Annotated in this window: 16 protein-coding genes; 12 read left to right on the top strand and 4 right to left on the bottom strand. The window is 72.7% G+C overall.

Annotation, left to right across the window (positions count from 1 at the left end):
- The 3 genes from T328_RS27560 to T328_RS27570 all read right to left on the bottom strand — a co-directional run.
- Window positions 1-265: transposase (locus T328_RS27560; protein WP_496498895.1), on the bottom strand; the 265-nt coding region annotated here is incomplete at its 3' end.
- A 359-nt stretch (window positions 266-624) separates the two neighbouring features.
- Window positions 625-1,281: an MBL fold metallo-hydrolase gene (locus T328_RS27565; protein WP_496498896.1), complete on the bottom strand. Its 657-nt coding sequence runs from the start codon at window positions 1,279-1,281 to the stop codon at window positions 625-627.
- A gap of 12 nt (window positions 1,282-1,293) precedes the next feature.
- A complete protein-coding gene (locus tag T328_RS27570; RefSeq protein WP_496499012.1) occupies window positions 1,294-1,974 on the bottom strand; it encodes a maleylpyruvate isomerase family mycothiol-dependent enzyme in 681 nt (226 codons plus the stop codon).
- A gap of 224 nt (window positions 1,975-2,198) precedes the next feature.
- Here T328_RS27570 and uvrA point away from each other — a divergent pair, with 224 nt between their 5' ends.
- The gene (uvrA, locus tag T328_RS27575) at window positions 2,199-5,171 is read left to right on the top strand and encodes an excinuclease ABC subunit UvrA (protein WP_496498897.1); all 2,973 of its coding nucleotides are present in this window, start codon (window positions 2,199-2,201) and stop codon (window positions 5,169-5,171) included.
- A 482-nt stretch (window positions 5,172-5,653) separates the two neighbouring features.
- Entirely contained in the window at window positions 5,654-9,061 is a 3,408-nt protein-coding gene (locus T328_RS27580) for a phosphodiester glycosidase family protein (protein WP_496498898.1), read from the top strand.
- 38 nt (window positions 9,062-9,099) lie between these two features.
- Here T328_RS27580 and T328_RS27585 read toward each other — a convergent pair whose 3' ends face one another.
- A complete protein-coding gene (locus T328_RS27585; protein ID WP_496498899.1) occupies window positions 9,100-10,047 on the bottom strand; it encodes a carbohydrate kinase family protein in 948 nt (315 codons plus the stop codon).
- A 369-nt stretch (window positions 10,048-10,416) separates the two neighbouring features.
- On the opposite strand from T328_RS27585, the gene uvrC reads away from it, so the two are divergent.
- The 10 genes from uvrC to T328_RS27635 all read left to right on the top strand — a co-directional run bounded on the left by uvrC (window position 10,417) and on the right by T328_RS27635 (window position 20,989).
- Window positions 10,417-12,435: an excinuclease ABC subunit UvrC gene (gene uvrC / locus T328_RS27590; protein ID WP_496498900.1), complete on the top strand. Its 2,019-nt coding sequence runs from the start codon at window positions 10,417-10,419 to the stop codon at window positions 12,433-12,435.
- An 18-nt stretch (window positions 12,436-12,453) separates the two neighbouring features.
- Entirely contained in the window at window positions 12,454-13,410 is a 957-nt protein-coding gene (gene rapZ, locus T328_RS27595) for an RNase adapter RapZ (RefSeq protein ID WP_496498901.1), read from the top strand.
- Window positions 13,407-14,441, top strand: coding sequence for a gluconeogenesis factor YvcK family protein (locus T328_RS27600; protein ID WP_496498902.1), 1,035 nt, complete (start codon window positions 13,407-13,409; stop codon window positions 14,439-14,441). The genes rapZ and T328_RS27600 overlap by 4 nt, the downstream gene beginning before the upstream one ends.
- Window positions 14,432-15,409: a DNA-binding protein WhiA gene (whiA, locus tag T328_RS27605; RefSeq protein WP_496498903.1), complete on the top strand. Its 978-nt coding sequence runs from the start codon at window positions 14,432-14,434 to the stop codon at window positions 15,407-15,409. The genes T328_RS27600 and whiA overlap by 10 nt, the downstream gene beginning before the upstream one ends.
- A 205-nt stretch (window positions 15,410-15,614) precedes the next feature.
- Window positions 15,615-16,619: a type I glyceraldehyde-3-phosphate dehydrogenase gene (gene gap / locus T328_RS27610; protein ID WP_496498904.1), complete on the top strand. Its 1,005-nt coding sequence runs from the start codon at window positions 15,615-15,617 to the stop codon at window positions 16,617-16,619.
- 84 nt (window positions 16,620-16,703) lie between these two features.
- Window positions 16,704-17,924 carry a phosphoglycerate kinase gene (locus T328_RS27615; RefSeq protein ID WP_496498905.1) on the top strand — a complete coding sequence of 407 codons (1,221 nt, stop codon included), beginning with the start codon at window positions 16,704-16,706 and terminating at the stop codon, window positions 17,922-17,924.
- A gap of 9 nt (window positions 17,925-17,933) precedes the next feature.
- On the top strand, window positions 17,934-18,719 hold the full coding sequence (gene tpiA, locus T328_RS27620) for a triose-phosphate isomerase (protein WP_496498906.1): 786 nt from the start codon (window positions 17,934-17,936) through the stop codon (window positions 18,717-18,719).
- Window positions 18,720-18,870: 151 nt separating this feature from the next.
- On the top strand, window positions 18,871-19,101 hold the full coding sequence (gene secG, locus T328_RS27625) for a preprotein translocase subunit SecG (RefSeq protein ID WP_037720488.1): 231 nt from the start codon (window positions 18,871-18,873) through the stop codon (window positions 19,099-19,101).
- A gap of 92 nt (window positions 19,102-19,193) precedes the next feature.
- Window positions 19,194-19,529, top strand: coding sequence for an RNA polymerase-binding protein RbpA (locus T328_RS27630; RefSeq protein WP_078560063.1), 336 nt, complete (start codon window positions 19,194-19,196; stop codon window positions 19,527-19,529).
- Window positions 19,530-19,762: 233 nt separating this feature from the next.
- Window positions 19,763-20,989: an MFS transporter gene (locus T328_RS27635; protein ID WP_496498907.1), complete on the top strand. Its 1,227-nt coding sequence runs from the start codon at window positions 19,763-19,765 to the stop codon at window positions 20,987-20,989.
- Window positions 20,990-20,994 lie beyond the last annotated feature (5 nt).

The raw sequence follows: 20,994 nt of genomic DNA on the forward strand, positions 1-20,994 counted from the left end.
CGTTGCGGGAGTTGCCGCCGTCCCGGCCGGCCGCGTCGTGCTTTTCGTAGCCGAGGTGGTCAGTCATCTCACCGTCCAGCGCGGACTCGATGACCCGCTTGGTCAGCTGCTGCAGCAGCCCGCCTTCCCCAGCCAGCTGCAGACCCTCCGCCCGGGCCCGGTCGACCAGCATCCCGATCAGCTGGTCACCCACCACCGGCTCCCGGCCAGCACCCTCCGCCTGGGCGGCTGCCTCGTTCTCAACCTCGGGTACAACGTCAGTCATTCGGTGTCACTCCATGATCCAGTTCCACCGTCTGTTGTACACGCCCGACCCCGGCCACGAACCAACCGCCTCACGCCCAGGCGACGTGAGGTTCCCTCCCCGGCACGACCTTCAGGTCGTTGCGGAAAGCGTCCGGAGGGACACGCACCAACGGACCGGACCCGGCTGCCCCGCGCAGCCCACCGGCACCAGGACGTGACCACGATCAGCACACCCACCACCGGCCACCGGCCACCGGCCACGCGGAGCAGCACTCGGCGCAGGATTCCATCTCCACGCCCACGCCACCCCGCCCAGGTGGACACAACCCACACCGAACCCCACAGTTCGCACGGGTTCGCTTAGCTGATCAGAGACGCTTACCAGCCTCGGGCTCTCCAGTCCGCCAGGTGCGGTCTTTCGGCGCCCAGGGTGGTGTCGTCGCCGTGGCCCGGGTAGACCCAGGTTTCGTCGGGGAGTTCGGCGAAGATCTTGGTTTCCACGTCGTGCAGGAGGGACGCGAAGCGTTCCGGGTCGTCCCAGGTGTTGCCCACACCGCCGGGAAAAAGGCAGTCGCCCGTGAAGAGGTGCGGGTGGCCGTGGGGGTCGTCGTAGATCAGGACGATGGAGCCCGGGGTGTGGCCGACGAGGTGGCGGACGGTGAGGGGGATGCGGCCCACCGTGATGGTGTCGCCGTCGTCCACGAGGACGTCCGTGGGGACGTCGATGTCGGCGGCGTCCGCGCGGCCCGCGTACGTGCGGGCGCCCGTGGCCGCGACGACCGGGCCCAGGGCCTGCCAGTGGTCGCCGTGGCCGTGGGTGGTGACGGCGGAGGTGATGCCGTCGCGGCCGATGAGGGTGAGCAGGGTGTGGGGCTCGTTCGCGGCGTCGATGAGCAGTTGCTCGTCCGTGGCGCGGCAGCGCAGCAGGTAGGCGTTGTTGTTCATCGGCCCGACGGCGACCTTGGAGATCATCAGGTCCGGCAGCTCGTGCACGTCGGCGGCGCCGCCGACGGTGACCTTGCCCGTGTACGACATGGGGCCAGCTTCTCAGAGCGGGGGGAGGGTTGGCAGCGTGGCGCCGTGCTCAGCGCGTACGCCCGTGCCGGTCGTGCGGCCGGCGAGCCAGCCCATCAGGGCGTACGCAGGGCCGGTGACCAGGACCGGAGGGGCGGTGGAAGACGGCGGGGCGCCTGTGGTCCAGGTATGGCCGTCGGCGGACAGCGACAGGGGCGGGACCTGCTCGTTGCCGTCGAAGCGGGCGGTGAGGAAGTCGATCTCGCGGGTGACGAAGTCCTCCGGGAGCTGGTCGAGCGTGTAGCCCGCGTCCAGGTCCACGTGGTGCAGCTCCACCTCCACCAGCCGCCGGAACGGGATCCGCGCCATGACGTCCGTCACGCCGCCGCGCAGCTCGCAGCGGGCCGACCAGCCGTCCGCCGGGATGCCCGCCGCCGTCTCCGCCAGCCGGGCCGCCGTCGCGCGTACATCGTCCAGCTGCTCGGCGAGCGGGCGGGGGGCGCCGGCGGCGATGTCGGCGTCGCGGGCTTCGGCGCTGGCGTACATGGGGCGGCCGGAGAGCACGTTGACCAGGGCGTCCGCGTTGCGGGCGAGGTGGGTGAGCACGTGGCCGCGGGTCCAGCCGGGGAGCGCGCTGGGTGCGCGAACCGCGGTGTCGTCGAGGCGGGCGGCGCGGTCGAGGAGGCTGTCGGTGGCGGCTCGTAGGGTGGCCATGTCGCGTACGGGGTCGTACGCGCGACCTGCGCTTTCTGTCATCGGATCCCCCGGAGGCGGGTGGGTGGGAATGCTGGGCCGGGCGGCGTTGTCAGACCCAGACGTTAGCGTGTGGCTCGATGGGAGAAAGCCGCGGACACCTCCGCGGCCACCCCCATACGCTTGACAAGGGGTGCCGCCCGTCCGGACGGTCCCCGCCGCTCATCACGAAAGGTCCGACCGGCGTGGCCGACCGTCTCCTCGTCCGTGGCGCTCGCGAGCACAATCTGAAGAACGTCTCGCTCGACCTGCCCCGCGACTCCCTCATCGTCTTCACGGGACTCTCGGGATCCGGCAAGTCGTCCCTGGCGTTCGACACGATCTTCGCCGAGGGCCAGCGCCGCTACGTAGAGTCGCTGTCCAGCTACGCTCGGCAGTTCCTCGGGCAGATGGACAAGCCCGACGTCGACTTCATCGAGGGCCTGTCGCCCGCCGTCTCGATCGACCAGAAGTCCACCTCGCGCAACCCGCGGTCCACGGTCGGCACGATCACCGAGGTCTACGACTACCTCCGGCTGCTCTTCGCCCGCATCGGCCGGCCGCACTGCCCGGAGTGCGGCCGGCCGATCACCCGGCAGTCGCCGCAGGCGATCGTGGACAAGGTGCTCGCGCTGCCGGAGGGCAGCCGTTTCCAGGTGCTCTCGCCGCTGGTGCGCGAGCGCAAGGGCGAGTTCGTGGACCTCTTCTCCGACCTGCAGTCGAAGGGGTACAGCCGGGCGCGGGTCGACGGGCAGACGTCGTCGCTGACCGACCCGCCCAAGCTGAAGAAGCAGGAGAAGCACACGATCGAGGTGGTCGTCGACCGCCTCACGGTCAAGGAGAGTGCCAAGCGCCGGCTGACCGACTCGGTCGAGACCGCCCTCGGGCTCTCCGGCGGCATGGTCATCCTCGACTTCGTCGATCTCGACGAGGACGACCCGGACCGCGAGCGGATGTACTCCGAGCACCTCTACTGCCCGTACGACGACCTGTCCTTCGAGGAGATGGAGCCGCGCTCCTTCTCCTTCAACTCGCCGTTCGGCGCCTGCCCCGACTGCACGGGCATCGGCAGCCGCATGGAGGTCGACCCGGAGCTGATCGTCCCCGACCCGGACAAGTCGCTGGACGAGGGCGCCATCAACCCGTGGTCGCACGGGCACACCAAGGACTACTTCGCCCGGATCGTCGGCGCGCTCGCCGACGACCTCGGCTTCCGTACCGACATCCCGTGGGCCGGGCTGCCGCAGCGGGCGCAGAAGGCGCTGCTGCAGGGGCACCGGACGAAGATCGAGGTGCGGTACCGCAACCGGTACGGGCGGGAGCGGTCGTACACCACGTCCTTCGAGGGCGCCGTGCCGTTCGTCAAGCGGCGGCACGCGGAGGCGGAGAGCGACAGCAGCCGCGAGCGCTTCGAGGGGTACATGCGGGAGGTCCCCTGCCCGACCTGCAACGGGACGCGGCTGAAGCCGGTCGTCCTCGCGGTCACGGTGCAGGACCGGTCGATCGCCGACATCTCGGCGATGTCGATCAGCGACTGCGCCGACTTCCTCGGCGCGATGGAGCTGACCGACCGGGAGAAGACCATCGCGGAGCGGGTGCTGAAGGAGGTGAACGAGCGGCTGCGCTTCCTGGTCGACGTGGGCCTGGACTACCTGTCGCTCAACCGCGCCGCCGGCACGCTCTCCGGCGGCGAGGCCCAGCGCATCCGGCTCGCCACGCAGATCGGCTCCGGCCTCGTCGGCGTGCTGTACGTGCTGGACGAGCCGTCCATCGGACTGCACCAGCGGGACAACCACCGGTTGATCGAGACCCTGGTCCGGCTGCGCGACCTGGGGAACACGCTGATCGTCGTCGAGCACGACGAGGACACCATCAAGACCTCCGACTGGGTCGTCGACATCGGACCGGGCGCCGGTGAGCACGGCGGCGAGGTGGTGCACAGCGGCCCGTTGAAGGAACTCCTGGACAACGCCGCGTCGGTCACCGGGCAGTACCTGTCGGGGAAGAAGGAGATCCCCACGCCGGAGATCCGGCGGCCGGTCGACGGCGGGCGGCAGCTCGTCGTCCGCGGGGCGCGGGAGAACAATCTGCAGGACATCGACGTGGCGTTCCCGCTCGGGGTGCTCACGGCGGTCACGGGCGTCTCGGGGTCGGGGAAGTCGACGCTGGTCAACGACATCCTGTACACGCACCTCGCGCGCGAGCTGAACGGCGCGCGGAGCGTGCCCGGACGGCACACCCGGGTCGACGGGGACGACCAGGTGGACAAGGTGGTGCACGTCGACCAGTCGCCCATCGGCCGTACGCCGCGCTCCAACCCCGCGACGTACACGGGGGTCTTCGACCACGTCCGCAAGCTGTTCGCGGAGACGACCGAGGCGAAGGTCCGCGGGTACCAGCCGGGCCGGTTCTCCTTCAACGTCAAGGGCGGCCGCTGCGAGAACTGCTCGGGCGACGGCACGATCAAGATCGAGATGAACTTCCTCCCGGACGTCTACGTGCCGTGCGAGGTCTGCCACGGGGCGCGGTACAACCGCGAGACCCTGGACGTGCACTACAAGGGCAAGTCCATCGCCGAGGTGCTGGACATGCCGATCGAGGAGGCGCTGGCCTTCTTCGAGGCGGTGCCGGCCATCGCGCGCCATCTGAAGACGCTCAACGAGGTGGGCCTCGGATACGTGCGGCTGGGCCAGCCGGCGCCGACGCTGTCCGGCGGCGAGGCGCAGCGGGTGAAGCTGTCGAGCGAGCTGCAGAAGCGCTCGACGGGCCGCACGGTGTACGTGCTGGACGAGCCCACGACGGGGCTGCACTTCGAGGACATCAAGAAGCTGATAAGGGTGCTGTCCGGGCTGGTCGACAAGGGCAACACCGTGATCGTCATCGAGCACAACCTGGACGTCATCAAGACCGCCGACTGGGTCGTCGACCTCGGCCCGGAGGGCGGCAGCGGCGGCGGACTGGTGGTCTCCGAGGGCTCGCCGGAGGAGGTGGCGGCGGTGCCGGCCAGCCACACGGGGAAGTTCCTGCGGGACATCCTGGGCGACCGGGTGAGCGACTCGCCTCCGGCGAGGAAGCGGGCGACCGCTAAGAAGGCGGCGACGGGCACGAAGGCGACTGCGGCCAAGGCGTCTGCCAAGAAGACGGCGGCGAAGAAGACGGCGGCCAAGCCGCGCGGCTGACGCACCGGCCCGGCCGCCTGCGGCCGGCCTGGGCCACGACGTCCGGGCGGCGTGCGACGCCACGCTCGCCGCGGGCCAAGCGGCGCGGATGACGCACCGACCTGGCGTGCGCCACTGGCCGCCGGCGACTGGTGCCGCACGCCGGACCGGCTGCGCGCACCGGCACGGCGTACCCGGCGCCTCGTACCTGCGGGGCGTACCCGCTGCCGTGCGCCCGGCGCCTGCGTACCGGCGGTGCGATCCGCGCGCAGCTTCCGCGCCGCCGTGTCATGCCGACACGCCCACCGCGTCCCACCTGGCACGGATCTACCTGACCCGGTTTCAAACGACGGACCCGCGGGGGCAATTGTTCGGTCGGAGTTTGCGCGCGCCCTCTGGTGTAGACCACTTTCCACTGCCAGGCTGTGGCCCGCCGTGCGCAAGAAGCGTGCGTTCCCGTGTCGTTCCAAGGAGAAGACGTGCTCAGAGCGGGAGTACGCAGTATGCCCTTCCGACCCGGAGCCGTCGCGGTAGCGGCGGCTTCCTTGTTGCTCCTCGGGGCACCCGCGGTCGCCGTCGGCCAGGAGCGGCCCGCCGTCCCCGCCGGTGCGGCCGGTCTCGTCTCCGTGCCCGCCGGCGAGGGCATGGACATCGCCTCCGCCTCCCGGCCCGTGGCCCCCGGCATGGAGCTGACGTCCTTCGAACGGTTGGAGACCGACAAGTGGCTCAAGGCCGACGCGCTCAGCGTCGACCTGGGCGCCGGCACCCGCGTCGACTACCTCGGGGGCGCGGTCTCCGACCGCGCCCCCGTCTCCGAGCTGGCCGCCGAGCACGACCCCGGCCCCGGCCGCACCACCGTCGCCGCCATCAACGCCGACTTCTTCGACATCAACGAGACCGGCGCGCCGCTGGGCCCCGGCGTCGAGGAGGGCCGCGCCACACACTCGCCCGAGCCCGGTGTCTCCGAGGCCGTCGGCGTCGGCCCCGACCAGGCGGGCCGCGTACTCGACCTCTACTTCGACGGCACCGTCACCCTCCCCGACGGCGAACACCCCCTCGGCGGCCACAACGCCGCCAACGTCCCCGCCGACGGCATCGGCGCGTACAACGCCCAGTGGGGCACGGCCGACCGCGCCCTGACGGTCGACGGAGCCACCGAGGTCACCGAGGTCGCCGTGCGGGACGGCAAGGTCGCCGAGGTGACCGGCGGGCCCGGGCAGGGCGCGATACCCGAAGGCACCACCGTGCTCGTCGGCCGCGACACCGGCGCCAAGATCCTCGCCGAACTCCGGCCCGGCGACGCGGTGCAGGTGGAGTACGACGTCCGCACGGACGACGGCGGCCCCGTGCCCCGTACCGCGGTCGGCGGTCGCGGGGTCCTCGTCGAGGACGGCGTGCCGCAGGACTGGGAGGGCCGGCCGAACAACACCGCCGCCCCCCGCACCGCGGTCGGCTTCTCCAGGGACGGCGGCACCATGCACGTGCTGACCGTCGACGGCCGCCAGGCGGACGCCGGCGGCGTCACGCTCACCCAGCTGGCGAAGATGATGGAGGCCCTCGGCGCGTACGACGCGCTGAACCTCGACGGCGGCGGCTCCTCCACCCTCGTCGCCCGCGCGCCCGGCTCCGACGAGCGGTTCGTCGAGAACTCGCCGTCCGACGGCGAGGAGCGGGAGGTCCCCAACGGCCTGGCGTTCACCGCCCCCGGCGGCAGCGGCGAACTCACGGACTTCCGCGTCACCACCGCCGCCGACCCGGCGCTCGCGCCCGGCGTCGACCCGGTGCCCGGCGGCCACCCCGACCGGGTCTTCCCGGGTCTGACCCGCGACCTCGACGCCGCCGGCTACGACGAGACGTACGGCCCCGCCGAAGGCCGCCCGTACTGGTACAGCAGCCGTCCCGACGTCGGCACCGTCGACGGCGACGGCACCTTCACCGCCCGCCGCGGCGGCACCGCGAAGGTCACCGCCCGCAGCGGCGGCGCGTCCGGGAGCACCGAGCTGACGGTCCTCGACCGGCTGGAGCGGATCACGCCCACCAGCGAGCGCGCCGGCCTCGCCGACCCGCACGACGAGGCGGCCTTCGGCATCGTCGGCCGCGACGCCCACGGCGCCAGCGCGCCCGTCGACCCCGCGGACGTACGCCTCGACTACGACCGCACGCTCTTCGACATCGCCCCGGACGCACGCAGCGGCGGCTTCACCGTCCGCGCCCGCGGCGCCGAGCCGACGGCGTCCGGCGTGCTCAAGGCGACCGTGCAGGGGAAGGTCACGCACGTCGCGCTGACCGTCGGGCTCACCGAGGCGGAGCTGGCGAACTTCGACGACGCGGCCGACTGGGCGTTCTCCACCGCCCGCGCCACCGGCTCGCTCGCCCCGGAGCCCGAGGGCCACACGGGCGCCGGCATGAAGATCACGTACGACTTCTCCCAGTCCACCGCCAACCGCGCCGCCTACGTCACGCCCCCGCAGCCCATCGAGATCCCCGGCCAGCCGCTGAGCTTCGGGCTGTGGATCAAGGGTGACGGCAAGGGCGCCTGGCCGTCGCTGCACCTCAAGGACGGCGCCGGCGCCGACCTGGTGCTGCGCGGTGACTACGTCACCTGGCAGGGCTGGCAGCAGGTGGTCTTCCAGGTGCCGGAGGGCACCCAGTACCCGCTGTCCGTCTTCCGCTTCTATCTGGCGGAGGCCAAGCCGGCCAGCCAGTACAGCAGCGAGCTGGTCATAGACGAGCTGACCGCGCAGAGCCCGCCTGCGGTCGAACTGCCGCGGACGCCGGCCCACCGCGACCCGCTGATCGACTCCGCCGCCGAGACGGCGGGCCGGGACTGGCGGTACGCGGTGATGTCCGACGCGCAGTTCGTCGCCCGCGATCCGGACAGCGCCATCGTCCGGCAGACCCGGCGCACGCTGCAGGAGATCAGGGCGGCCCGGCCCGACTTCCTCGTCATCAACGGCGACCTGGTCGACGAGGGTTCGCCCGAGGACCTGACGTTCGCCCGCGGGATACTGGAGGAGGAGCTGGGCGACGCCGTGCCCTGGTACTACGTGCCGGGCAACCACGAGGTGATGGGCGGCTCGCTCGACAACTTCGTCGCCGAGTTCGGCCCCGCGCAGCGGACGTTCGACCACAAGGGCACCCGCTTCCTGACCCTCGACACCTCCTCGCTGACGCTCCGCGGCGGCGGTTATGCGCAGATCGCGGAGCTGAAGCGGCAGTTGGAGGCGGCGGCGAAGGACCCGTCGGTGCGCTCGGTGACCGTCGTCCAGCACGTCCCGCCGCGCGACCCGACGCCGCAGCGGGGCAGTCAGCTCAGCGACCGCAAGGAGGCGCATGTGCTGGAGGACTGGCTCGCGGACTTCCGGGCGCGTACGGGCAAGGGCGCGGCGTTCGTCGGCGGGCACGTCGGCACCTTCCACGCCGAGCACGTCGACGGCGTGCCGTACCTGATCAACGGCAACTCCGGGAAGAACCCCGCCACCCCGCCCGGCGAGGGCGGGTTCTCCGGCTGGTCGCTGATCGGCGTCGACCAGGTCTCGTACGGCGAGCAGCAGGAGGCCCGGGACGCGCCGCACCGCGGGCTGCCCGACTGGGTCTCCGTGCAGACCCGGCCGCACGTGGACGGCCTGGCGGTGACCGCGCCCGAGGAGGTCCGCGTCGGCCGCTCGGCGGCGGCGACGGCGTCGGTCACGCAGGGCGCGCGGCAGGTGCCGGTCGGCTGGCCGGTCAGCGCGGACTGGTCGGGTACGGACCGGCTGCACATCGGCCCGCCGCGGGAGGCGAACCGGGGTGACATCGCGGCGTACGACCCGGCCACCGGCGAGGTGACGGGGCTGCGGCCGGGGACGGTCACGCTCACGGTGACGATCAACGGCGTCACGCAGGGGGACCGGGTGACGGTCAGCCGGTAGTGCGGCGGGCGGTCGCGGGGTCTCGCGGGACCCCGCGATCAGCCGTCCGCGGAATCCGCCAGCTCCGCCGCGTACGGCGGCTCGGCGCCCGCGCGCGAGCAGGTGATCGCCGCCGCGCGGGCGGCGTGGCCGAGCGCGGCCCGCCAGCCGGCGCCGTCCAGGGCGCCCAGGCCGGCGGGGGTCAGGGCGTCGTGGGTGTCGAACCAGTGCAACAGCGCGGCGTTGACGGTGTCGCCGGCGCCGATCGTGTCGACGACGTCGACCGGCGGCGCGGGCACGTCGTACCGCTGGAGCCCCGCCGCGGTCACGGCCGTCAGCCCCTCGCCGCCGCGGGTCAGCACCGCCGCCCGCGGACCCGCCGCCAGCCACTCCGGCAGCGCCTCGGCCCACGGCCGCCCGCCGGCGAGCCACTGAGCGTCCTCCACCGACAGCTTCAGCAGCGCCACGTGCGGCAGCCAGGAGCGGAAGCGGGCGCGGTAGGCGTTGGCGTCGTCCGCGATCAGGCCGGGCCTGATGTTCGGGTCGAGGAGGGTGAACACCCCGTCGGCGGCGGTCCGTTTCAGCAGCGTCTCGTACGCGGTCGCCCCGGGCTCCAGCACCAGCGAGCACGTCCCCACCGCCAGCGCCCGAGCGCCCGCTGGCAGCGCGTCCGGCGCCCGGAACAGCCGGTCGGCCGTGCCCTCGACGTAGAAGCGGAAGCCCGCGGAGCCGTCCGGGCTGACGTCGGCGACGGCGAGCGTCGTGGGTTCCGCCCCGCGCTGTACGAGGGCGGTGTCCACGCCCGCCGCGTCGAGCCCGGCCATCAGCGACGCCCCGAAGGCGTCCGTCGAGACCCGCGAGGCGAACGCCACGGACGCGCCGAGCCGCCCCAGCGCCACCGCCGTGTTGTACGGCCCGCCGCCCCGCACCGGCTGTAGCGCGGGGAGCACGCCCCCGCCCCCGGCCGGCACGAGATCGATCAGAGCCTCACCACCAACCACGATCATGCGCCAAGTATGACCGCACCCCGCCCACACAAGACGCCCGTACCGCCGCGGTCCGGCGCCCGCCTGGTGCCCGGCGCCGGGGCGTTCCGGCGGCCGGACGGGGCGGCGACGCAGACGAAGGCCGCCGGCTTCCGCGGCCGGATCCACGGGCTCCGCAGCAGCGTGCGTGTCACCGCCGTTCCCCAGGCTGAGCAGGAGGGATGTGCGTTCTCGCCGCACCGCCACCCGCAACCTCCACGGCGTCGCCCGTGGCCCCGGCCCTCGCACGGCGGCCGGGCGGCGCACCGGATGTCACCGGACTGTCGCAGGGTCGGCACACGGGTGTGGACGGACGGCCCGGCGTCAGTGGCCGACAGTAGGGTGGAGACCATGGCCGACCCGTCCAGCTACCGTCCCAAGCCCGGGCAGATCCCCGACTCCCCGGGGGTCTACAAATTCCGGGACGAGCACGGCCGGGTCATCTACGTCGGCAAGGCGAAGAGCCTGCGCCAGCGCCTCTCCTCGTACTTCCAGGACCTCGCCGGACTGCACCAGCGCACGCACGCAATGGTCACCACCGCCGCCTCGGTGGAGTGGACCGTGGTGGCGACCGAGGTCGAGGCCCTCCAGCTGGAGTACACCTGGATCAAGCAGTACGACCCGCGGTTCAACGTCAAGTACCGCGACGACAAGAGCTACCCCTCGCTCGCCGTGACGCTCGGCGAGGAGTATCCGCGGGTGCAGGTCATGCGCGGCCCCAAGCGCAAGGGCGTGCGCTATTTCGGGCCGTACGCGCACGCCTGGGCCATCCGCGAGACCGTCGACCTGATGCTGCGCGCCTTCCCGGTGCGGACCTGCTCCGCCGGGGTGTTCAAGCGCAGCGCGCAGATCGGCCGGCCCTGCCTCCTGGGGTACATCGGCAAGTGCTCCGCGCCCTGCGTCGGCCGCGTCACGGCCGCGGAGCACCGGGAGCTGGCCGAGGAGTTCTGCGACTTCATGGCCGGCCGCACGGGCGCGTACCTCAAGCGGCTGGAGCGGCAGATGCACGAGGCCGCCGAGGAGATGGAGTACGAGAAGGCCGCCCGGCTGCGCGACGACATAGGTGCGCTGAAGCGCGCCATGGAGAAGAACGCGGTCGTCCTCGCCGACGCCACCGACGCCGACCTGGTCGCCCTGGCCGAGGACGAGCTGGAGGCGGCGGTGCAGATCTTCCACGTCCGCGGCGGCCGGGTCCGCGGCCAGCGCGGCTGGGTCACCGACCGGGTGGAGGCCGTCGACACCGCCGGCCTCGTCGAGCACGCGCTGCAGCAGCTCTACGGCGACGAGCAGGGCGAGGGCATCCCGCGCGAGGTGCTGGTCCCGGCGCTGCCGGAGCCGGCGGGGCCCGTACGGGAGTGGCTGGCCGAGCGCCGCGGCGCCCGGGTGGACCTGCGGGTGCCGCAGCGCGGCGACAAGAAGGACCTGCTCGCCACGGTCGCGCGGAACGCGCAGCAGGCACTCACCCTGCACAAGACCAAGCGCGCCTCCGACCTGACCACCCGCTCCCGGGCGCTGGAGGAGATCGCCGAGGCGCTGGAGCTGGACTCCGCGCCGCTGCGCATCGAGTGCTACGACATCTCCCATCTGCAGGGCGACGATGTCGTCGGCTCCATGGTCGTCTTCGAGGACGGCCTCGCCCGCAAGAGCGAGTACCGCCGCTTCGAGATCAAGGGCTTCACCGGCCAGGACGACGTGCGCGCGATGCACGAGGTGATCACCCGCAGGTTCCGGCGCTATGTGCAGGAGAAGCAGAAGACGGGGGAGTGGGGCGACCCGGAGGCCGAGGCGGCGGCCGAGCGCAGGCACGGGGAGGTCCCCGCGGTCGCGATGGCGGACGGGCCCGCCGGCCGGGACCCGGACACCGGGCGGCCCAGGAAGTTCGCGTACCCGCCCCAGCTCGTGGTCGTCGACGGCGGACAGCCGCAGGTCGCCGCCGCCAAGAAGGCCCTCGGCGGGCTGGGCGTGGACGACGTGGCCGTCGTCGGCCTGGCCAAGCGCCTCGAAGAGGTGTGGCTGCCGGACAGCGACGACCCCGTCATCCTGCCGCGCAGCAGCGAGGGCCTGTACATGCTCCAGCGCGTACGGGACGAGGCCCACCGCTTCGCCCTCGCCTACCAGCGCAAGAAGCGGGCCAAGAGCATGAAGGCCGGGCCGCTGGACGCGGTGCCCGGGCTGGGGGAGAGCCGCCGCCGGGCGCTGCTGAAGCACTTCGGCTCGGTGAAACGACTCAGAGCTGCGACTATTGATCAGATCTGTGAGGTTCCCGGCATCGGCCGCAAGACGGCCGAAACCATCGCCGCGACCCTCGCGCAGGCGGCACCGGCCGCGCCGGCGGTGAACACCGCCACCGGAGAGATCATGGACGAGTGAGGACCGGGGGACAGAGAGATGAACGAGAACGGGACGGACGAGACCGACAGCACCGCCGTGACCACGGGTGACCTGGCCCCCGGGCCGGACGGGACGGCGGACACCGGACAGGCGGGCATCCCCGAGCTGGTGATCATCTCCGGGATGTCGGGCGCCGGCCGGAGCACCGCCGCGAAGTGCCTGGAGGACCTCGGCTGGTTCGTCGTGGACAACCTGCCGCCCGCCCTCATCCCCACGATGGTGGAGCTGGGCGCCCGCTCGCAGGGGAACGTGGCGCGGATCGCGGTCGTCGTGGACGTCCGCGGCCGGCGCTTCTTCGACAACCTGAAGGAGTCTCTGGCCGGCCTGAAGGAGAAGCAGGTTCCCCGGCGCATCGTCTTCCTGGAGGCGGCGGACAACTCGCTGGTGGCCCGCTTCGAGTCCGTACGCCGCCCGCACCCGCTGCAGGGCGACGGCACGATCCTCGACGGCATCACCGCCGAGCGGGACCTGCTGCGCGAGCTGCGCGGCGACGCCGACCTGGTGATCGACACCTCCAGCCTGAACGTGCACGAGCTGCGCGCGAAGATGGACGCCCAGTTCGCGGGCGGCGAGGAGCCGGAGCTGCGCGCTACGGTGATGTCCTTCGGCTACAAGTACGGCCTGCCCGTGGACGCCGACCTGGTGGTGGACTGCCGCTTCCTGCCGAACCCGCACTGGGTCCCGGAGCTGCGCCAGTTCACGGGGCTCAACGAGGACGTCGCGCAGTACGTCTTCAACCAGCCCGGCGCCAAGGAGTTCCTCAACGGCTACGCGGAGCTGATGCACCTGGTCACCGAGGGTTACCGGCGCGAGGGCAAGCGGTACGTGACCATCGCCGTCGGCTGCACCGGCGGCAAGCACCGCTCCGTCGCGATGTCCGAGCGGCTCGCCCGCCGGCTCGCCTCGAACGGCATCGAGACCGTCGTCGTCCACCGGGACATGGGGCGCGAGTGAGCCGGATCGCCGGCGGCCGGAACCTCCGGCTGCGCCGCCGGGTCGCCCGCCGGCCCGGTTCGCAGCCGAAGGTGGTCGCGCTCGGCGGGGGGATGGGCCTGTCCGCCTCCCTCGCCGCGCTGCGCCGGATCACCGGCGATCTCACCGCCGTCGTCACGGTCGCCGACGACGGCGGCTCGTCCGGCCGGCTCCGCGCCGAGCTGGGCGTGCTGCCCCCGGGCGATCTGCGCAAGGCGCTGGCCGCGCTGTGCGGCGACGACGACTGGGGCCAGACCTGGTCCCGGGTCATCCAGCACCGCTTCACCAGCAAGGGCGAGCTGCACGACCACGCCGTCGGCAACCTGTTGATCGTCGCGCTGTGGGAGCAACTCGGCGACCACGTCCAGGCCCTCGACCTCGTCGGCACGCTCCTCGGCGCGCACGGCCGGGTGCTGCCGATGTCCGCGGTGCCGCTGGAGCTGCGCGCCGACGTACGCGGCCACGTACCGGAGCGGCCCGACCAGGTCGTCACCGTGGCCGGCCAGGCCACCGTGGCGCTCACCCCCGGCGAGGTGCAGCAGGTCCACCTGGTGCCCGCCGACCCGCCGGCCGTCCCGGCGGCCGTCGAGGCCGTCCGCGAGGCGGACTGGGTGGTGCTCGGCCCGGGCTCCTGGTTCTCCTCCGTCATTCCGCACCTGTTGGTGCCCGATCTGCGCGAGGCCCTGGTGGAGACCAAGGCCCGCAAGGTCCTCTCCCTGAACCTCGCCCCGCAGCCCGGGGAAACGGACGGATTTTCCCCGCGGCGTCATTTGGAGGTTTTGCGACGACACGCCCCTAAACTCGCCCTCGACGTGGTGCTGGCCGACAAGGATGCAGTGCCCGGTGCGGCAGAGCGCGACGGGTTGCGCGAGGCTGCGAAAGAGCTTGAGGGCTCAGTCGAGCTGGCGCCGGTGGCGCGGGCCGACGGGACGTCCCGGCACGATCCGGAGCTGCTGGCCGCCGCGTACGACCGTATTTTTCGGATGCATGGAAGGATCGGGCCATGGCGATGACGGCAGCGGTGAAGGACGAGATCTCCCGGCTCCCCGTGACCCGGACGTGCTGCCGCAAGGCGGAGGTCTCCGCCACGCTGCGGTTCGCCGGCGGGCTGCACCTGGTCAGCGGCCGGATCGTGATCGAGGCCGAGCTGGACACCGGGGTCGCCGCCCGCCGGCTGAAGAAGGACATCCTGGAGATCTTCGGGCACGGCTCCGAGATGATCGTCATGGCCCCGGGCGGGCTGCGCCGCGGCAGCCGGTACGTGGTCCGGGTGGTCGCCGGCGGCGAGCAGCTGGCCCGGCAGACGGGGCTGGTCGACGGCCGCGGCCGGCCCATCCGCGGGCTGCCCCCGCAGGTCGTCTCCGGCGCCACCTGCGACGCCGAGGCCGCCTGGCGCGGTGCCTTCCTCGCCCACGGCTCGCTGACCGAGCCCGGCCGCTCCTCCTCGCTGGAGGTCACCTGCCCCGGCCCGGAGGCGGCCCTCGCCCTGGTCGGCGCCGCCCGCCGGCTCAGCATCCCGGCCAAGGCCCGCGAGGTGCGCGGCGTGGACCGCGTGGTCGTACGGGACGGGGACGCCATCGGCGCCCTGCTCACCCGGCTCGGGGCGCACGAGTCGGTGCTGGCCTGGGAGGAGCGCCGGATGCGCCGCGAGGTGCGCGCCACGGCCAACCGGCTCGCCAACTTCGACGACGCCAACCTGCGCCGCTCCGCGCGCGCGGCGGTCGCGGCCGGCGCGCGCGTACAGCGGGCGCTGGAGATCCTCGGCGACGAGGTGCCGGAGCACCTGGCCGCGGCTGGCCGGCTGCGCATGGATCACAAGCAGGCGTCGCTGGAGGAGCTGGGCGCCCTCGCCGACCCGCCGCTGACGAAGGACGCGGTCGCGGGGCGTATCCGCCGGCTGCTCGCCATGGCCGACAAGCGGGCCGGCGACCTGGGCATCCCCGGCACGGAGGCCAGCCTCACGGAGGAGATGGTGGGCTGACGCCCCGCCCGGCCCCGCTCCCCGTCCGGCCCGCCCGGCAGCGCCGTGACGGGCGCCGACCGGGGGTCACGGGCCGCCGTCCGCGTCACCGGCGGGGTCCGGGCCGCCCCGCCGGAGTGGAAGCGGTAGGGTCGGCACTGGTCGGGGATTCCCAGTCAGAGCACCGGTCGATGAAGGACCGGCGTACCAACGAGGAGATCGGTTCGTGACGATCCGCGTAGGCATCAACGGCTTCGGCCGCATCGGCCGCAACTACTTCCGCGCCATCCTGGAGCAGGGTGCGGACATCGAGGTCGTGGCGTTCAACGACCTGGGTGACGCCGCGACCACCGCACACCTGCTGAAGTACGACACCCTGCTCGGCAAGCTCAAGGCCGAGGTGAGCCACACCGCCGACGCCATCACCGTCGACGGGCGCCCCATCACCATGCTCGCCGAGCGCGACCCCGCGAACCTGCCCTGGGGCGACCTGGGCTTGGACGTGGTCATCGAGTCCACCGGGATCTTCACCAAGGCCGAGGACGCGAAGAAGCACCTCGACGCGGGCGCCAAGAAGGTCATCATCTCCGCCCCCGCCAAGGGCGAGGACATCACCGTCGTGATGGGGGTCAACGAGGACTCCTACGACCCGGCGAACCACCACATCATCTCCAACGCCTCGTGTACGACGAACTGCGTGGCGCCGATGGCGAAGGTGCTGGACGAGAACTTCGGCATCGTGCAGGGCATGATGACCACCGTCCACGCCTACACCAACGACCAGCGCATCCTGGACTTCCCGCACAAGGACCTGCGCCGCGCCCGCGCCGCCGCCGAGAACATCATCCCGACCACCACCGGCGCCGCGAAGGCCACCGCGCTCGTCCTGCCGCAGCTCAAGGGCAAGCTGGACGGCATCGCCATGCGCGTGCCGGTGCCCACCGGCTCCGTCACCGACCTGGTCGTCGAGCTGAGCCGCGAGGTCACGAAGGACGAGGTCAACGCCGCGTACCAGAAGGCCGCCGAGGGGCAGCTCAAGGGCATCCTGGAGTACACCGAGGACCCGATCGTCTCCTCGGACATCGTCAACACCGCGCCGTCCTGCACCTTCGACTCCCTGCTGACCATGGCGCAGGGCAAGCAGGTCAAGATCGTCGGCTGGTACGACAACGAATGGGGCTACTCCAACCGTCTGGTCGACATCACCACCTTCGTCGGCGAGAGCCTCTAGGGTCCGACCGTGCCGTGACGCCGGGGCCCGTGCGCACCGCACGGGCCCCGGCGGCTGCCCGATCCGCCAGACGACGGAAGAGTCATGAAGACGATCGACGAACTGCTCAGCGAAGGGGTCGCCGGCAAGCGGGTCTTCGTCCGCGCCGACCTCAACGTGCCGCTGGACGGCACCACCATCACCGACGACGGCCGTATCCGCGCCGTCGCCCCGACGATCGCCAAGCTGGCCGAGGCCGGCGCGCGAGTGGTCGTCGCCTCCCACCTCGGCCGCCCCAAGGGCACGCCGGACCCGGCGTTCTCGCTCGCGCCGGTGGCGCGCCGGCTGGGCGAACTGCTCGGGGACTCCGCGAAGAAGACAGAGTTCGCCACGGACACCGTGGGCGAGAGCGCGAAGGCCACCGTCGCCGGGCTCGGCGACGGCGAGGTCACGCTGCTCGAGAACCTGCGGTTCAACCCCGGTGAGACCGCCAAGGACGACGCCGAGCGCGGCGCGTTCGCGGACGAACTGGCGCGGCTCGCCGACGTGTACGTCGGTGACGGCTTCGGCGCCGTACACCGCAAGCACGCCTCGGTGTACGACCTGCCGGCCCGCCTCCCGCACCACGTCGGCTACCTCATCGCCGCCGAGGTGGGCGTCCTGCGCAAGCTCACCGAGGACGTCGCGCGGCCGTACGCGGTCGTGCTCGGCGGCGCCAAGGTCTCCGACAAGCTCGGGGTCATCGACCACCTGCTGGAGAAGGCCGACCGCATCCTCATCGGCGGCGGCATGGCGTACACCTTCCTCAAGGCCCGGGGCTACGAGGTCGGAGCCAGCCTGCTGCAGGAGGAGCAGGTGCCCACCGTCCGGGAGTACCTGGCACGGGCCGAGAAGCTCGGCGTGGAGTTCGTGCTCCCCGTCGACGTGGTCGCCGCCCGGGAGTTCCCGGACGTCAAGGCGCAGGCGCCGACCGAGCCCGCGACCGTACCGGCCGATGCCATCCCCGCCGACATGATGGGGCTGGACATCGGCCCGGAGTCCGGCCGCCTCTTCGCCTCGAAGATCGCCGACGCCGCCACGGTCTTCTGGAACGGGCCGATGGGCGTGTTCGAGCACCCCGACTACGCGGAGGGCACCCGCGCGGTCGCGCGGGCCCTGGTGGACAGCTCCGCGTACACCGTCGTCGGCGGCGGCGACAGCGCCGCCGCGGTCCGCATTCTGGGCTTCGACGAGAATGCGTTCGGCCACATCTCGACCGGTGGCGGCGCCAGCCTCGAATATCTCGAAGGCAAGACGCTCCCCGGCCTCGCCGCACTGGAGGACTGACCCGAAACGATGAACGACAAGCCGACCCGCATCCCGTTCATGGCGGGCAACTGGAAGATGAACCTCAACCACCTTGAGGGCATCGCGCACGTCCAGAAGCTCGCGTTCGCGCTCCACGACAAGGACTACGAGGCCGTCGAGGTCGCGGTCCTGCCGCCGTACACCGATCTGCGTTCGGTGCAGACGCTCGTGGACGGCGACAAGCTGAAGATCAAGTACGGTGCCCAGGACATCTCGCCGCACGAATCCGGCGCGTACACGGGCGACGTCTCCGGGCTGATGCTGGCCAAGCTCCACTGCACGTACGTCGTCGTCGGCCACTCCGAGCGCCGGCAGTACCACGGCGAGGACGACGCGCTCGTCAACAGCAAGGTGAAGGCCGCGTTCACGCACGGCATCACGCCGATCCTCTGCATCGGCGAGGGCCTGGAGGTGCGCAAGGCCGGCGAGCAGGTCGCGCACACCCTCGCGCAGCTCGACGGGGCGCTGAAGGACGTCTCCGCGGCGGACGCGGAGAGCATCGTCGTCGCGTACGAGCCGGTGTGGGCCATCGGCACCGGCGAGGTCGCCACCCCGGAGGACGCGCAGGAGGTCTGCGGCGCGATCCGGCGGCGGCTGGCGGAGCTGTACAGCGACGAGGTGGCGGGCGCGGTGCGCATCCAGTACGGCGGCTCCGTGAAGAGCGGCAACGTCGCCGCGATCATGGCGCAGCCCGACGTGGACGGCGCGCTGATCGGCGGTGCCTCGCTGGACGCCGACGAGTTCGTCAAGATCGTCCGCTTCCGCGACCAGTGAGTCCGCGGCCCCGGGCCGCTTCCCCCGAAGCCGGGGAGTAGGCCCGGGCCGCCTGTTCGTCGTAGGCTGTCGGGGGCCGGTCAGGCAGCATGACTCCGCCGGCCCCCTTACCCACCCGTCCGTCACCGAGAGAGTTGGAAAAGCCGTGACCGTGGCGTTCTCCATCGCCCTGATCATCTTCAGCGGGCTGCTGATGATGCTCGTCCTCATGCACAAGGGGAAGGGCGGCGGCCTGTCCGACATGTTCGGCGGCGGCATGCAGTCCTCCGTCGGCGGCTCCTCCGTCGCCGAGCGGAACCTCGACCGGATCACCGTGGTCGTGGGCCTGATCTGGTTCGCCATCATCGTCGTGCTCGGCCTGCTGATGAAGTTCGACAGCTGAGCCACCACGACGGCTGACGGTACGTAGACTGGGGCGCCCGCGGCGGGGTCGCCGACGATGCCCCGCCGCATTTCACGCAGGGAGTTACGACCGTGGCAAGTGGCAACGCGATCCGGGGAAGCCGGGTCGGCGCCGGGCCGATGGGCGAGGCGGAGCGAGGCGAGTCAGCGCCGCGCCTGCGGGTCTCCTTCTGGTGCTCCAACGGGCACGAGACCCGACCCAGCTTCGCCACCGACGCACAGATCCCGGACAGCTGGGACTGCCCGCGCTGTGGTTTCCCGGCGGGCCAGGACCGGGACAACCCGCCGGACCCGCCGCGGACCGAGCCGTACAAGACGCACCTCGCGTACGTGCGCGAGCGGCGCAGCGACGCCGACGGCGAGGCGATCCTCGCCGAGGCGCTCGCCAAGCTCCGCGGCGAGATCTGACCCACCGGCCGCGCTCGCGGGCGGCGCCCGGCACAGCGCCGAGCCGCCCGAGCCGCGATACCGCCGCGACAGCGGCAGCAACACCCCCGCCTTCTCGGTGCAGGCAGCGTGCCGCCGTGCGCGCCGGGCCGCGCCCACCGCGGGAACCGGCGGATCCGAAGCCGCGGATCTGAGGCGGCGGATAGGGCAACCGCCCGAGGTGCCCCCGGCACCCGCGCACCTACGGTCCCGGCATGCGATCCGAGACCACACCCCCGCGGTACGCCGCCGCACCGCCCTGGCGCGGAGGGTTCGGCCGACTGTGGTCGGCCGCCGTCGTCTCCCGCTTCGGCGACGCCCTGCGGGGCGCCGCGCTGCCGCTGCTGGCCGTCGAGCTGACCGACTCCGCGCTGCTCGTCGCGCTCGTCACCGCCTGCGGGCACCTGCCCTGGCTGCTCTTCGGACTGCTCGGCGGTGCGGTCGCCGACCGGGTCGACCAGCGGCGCGCCATGTGGACCGTGGACGTGCTGCGCGGCCTGCTCATGGCCGCGTTCGCGCTCGCGGTGTGGCTGGACCGGGCGGGCATCGCCCTGCTCCTGGTCCTGGCCTTCGCGCTCACCGCGCTGCAGACCGTCTTCGACAACGCCGCCACCGCCCTGCTGCCCGCCGTCGTGCCCGCCGCGGCGCTCGGCACCGCGAACGGCCGGCTGCTGGCCGGCCAGGAGGCCGTGCACCGCTTCGCCGGCACCCCGCTGGTGCCCGTGCTCGTCGGCGCCGGGGCGGCCGTGCCGTACGCCGTGGACGCCGTCTCGTACCTGCTGGCCGCCGTCCTCGTCGCCGGCCTGCCGCACCGGCCCCGCCCGGCCGCCGCGCGGCCCCGCACCTCGCTGCGCCGGGACGTGGCCGAGGGCCTCGCCGCCCTGTGGCACGACCCGGTGCTCCGGGGCGTCTGCGCGGCCACCGTCGTCGCCAACACCGGCTTCGGTGCCCTCGTCGCCACCCTCGTGCTGCACCTCACCGGCTGGCTCGGCGCGGGCGCCACCGGCTACGCCCTCGCGCTCACCGCGTACGGCGTCGGGAGCGTCGCCGGCGGCGTGACCGCGGGCCGCGTCGCCGCCGCCCTCGGCGCCCCGCGCACCCTGGTCTGGGCGGGCCTCGCCCAGGCGGCGTGCCTGACGGTCTTCGGCACCGTACGCAGCCTCCCCGCGGCCGGCGCAGCGCTCGCCGTCCTCGGCTTCGCCGGGATGCTCTGGAACGCCACCGAGGTCACCGTCCTGCAGCGGCGCAGCCCGGCGGGCGCCGTGGGCCGGGTCAGCGCCGCGTTCCGTACCCTGTCGATCTCCGTCGTGCCGCTCGGGGCGGTGCTCGGCGGGGTGCTCGCCGGCTCGCTGGGGCGCAACACCCCGGCGCTCGCCGCCGCCGTGCTGATCGCTCTCGGGGTGGCCGCCCTCGGACCGGCGGCGCGCTCCGGGATCAATTAGGTTGG

The organism is Streptomyces sp. CNX435, assembly GCF_059570575.1.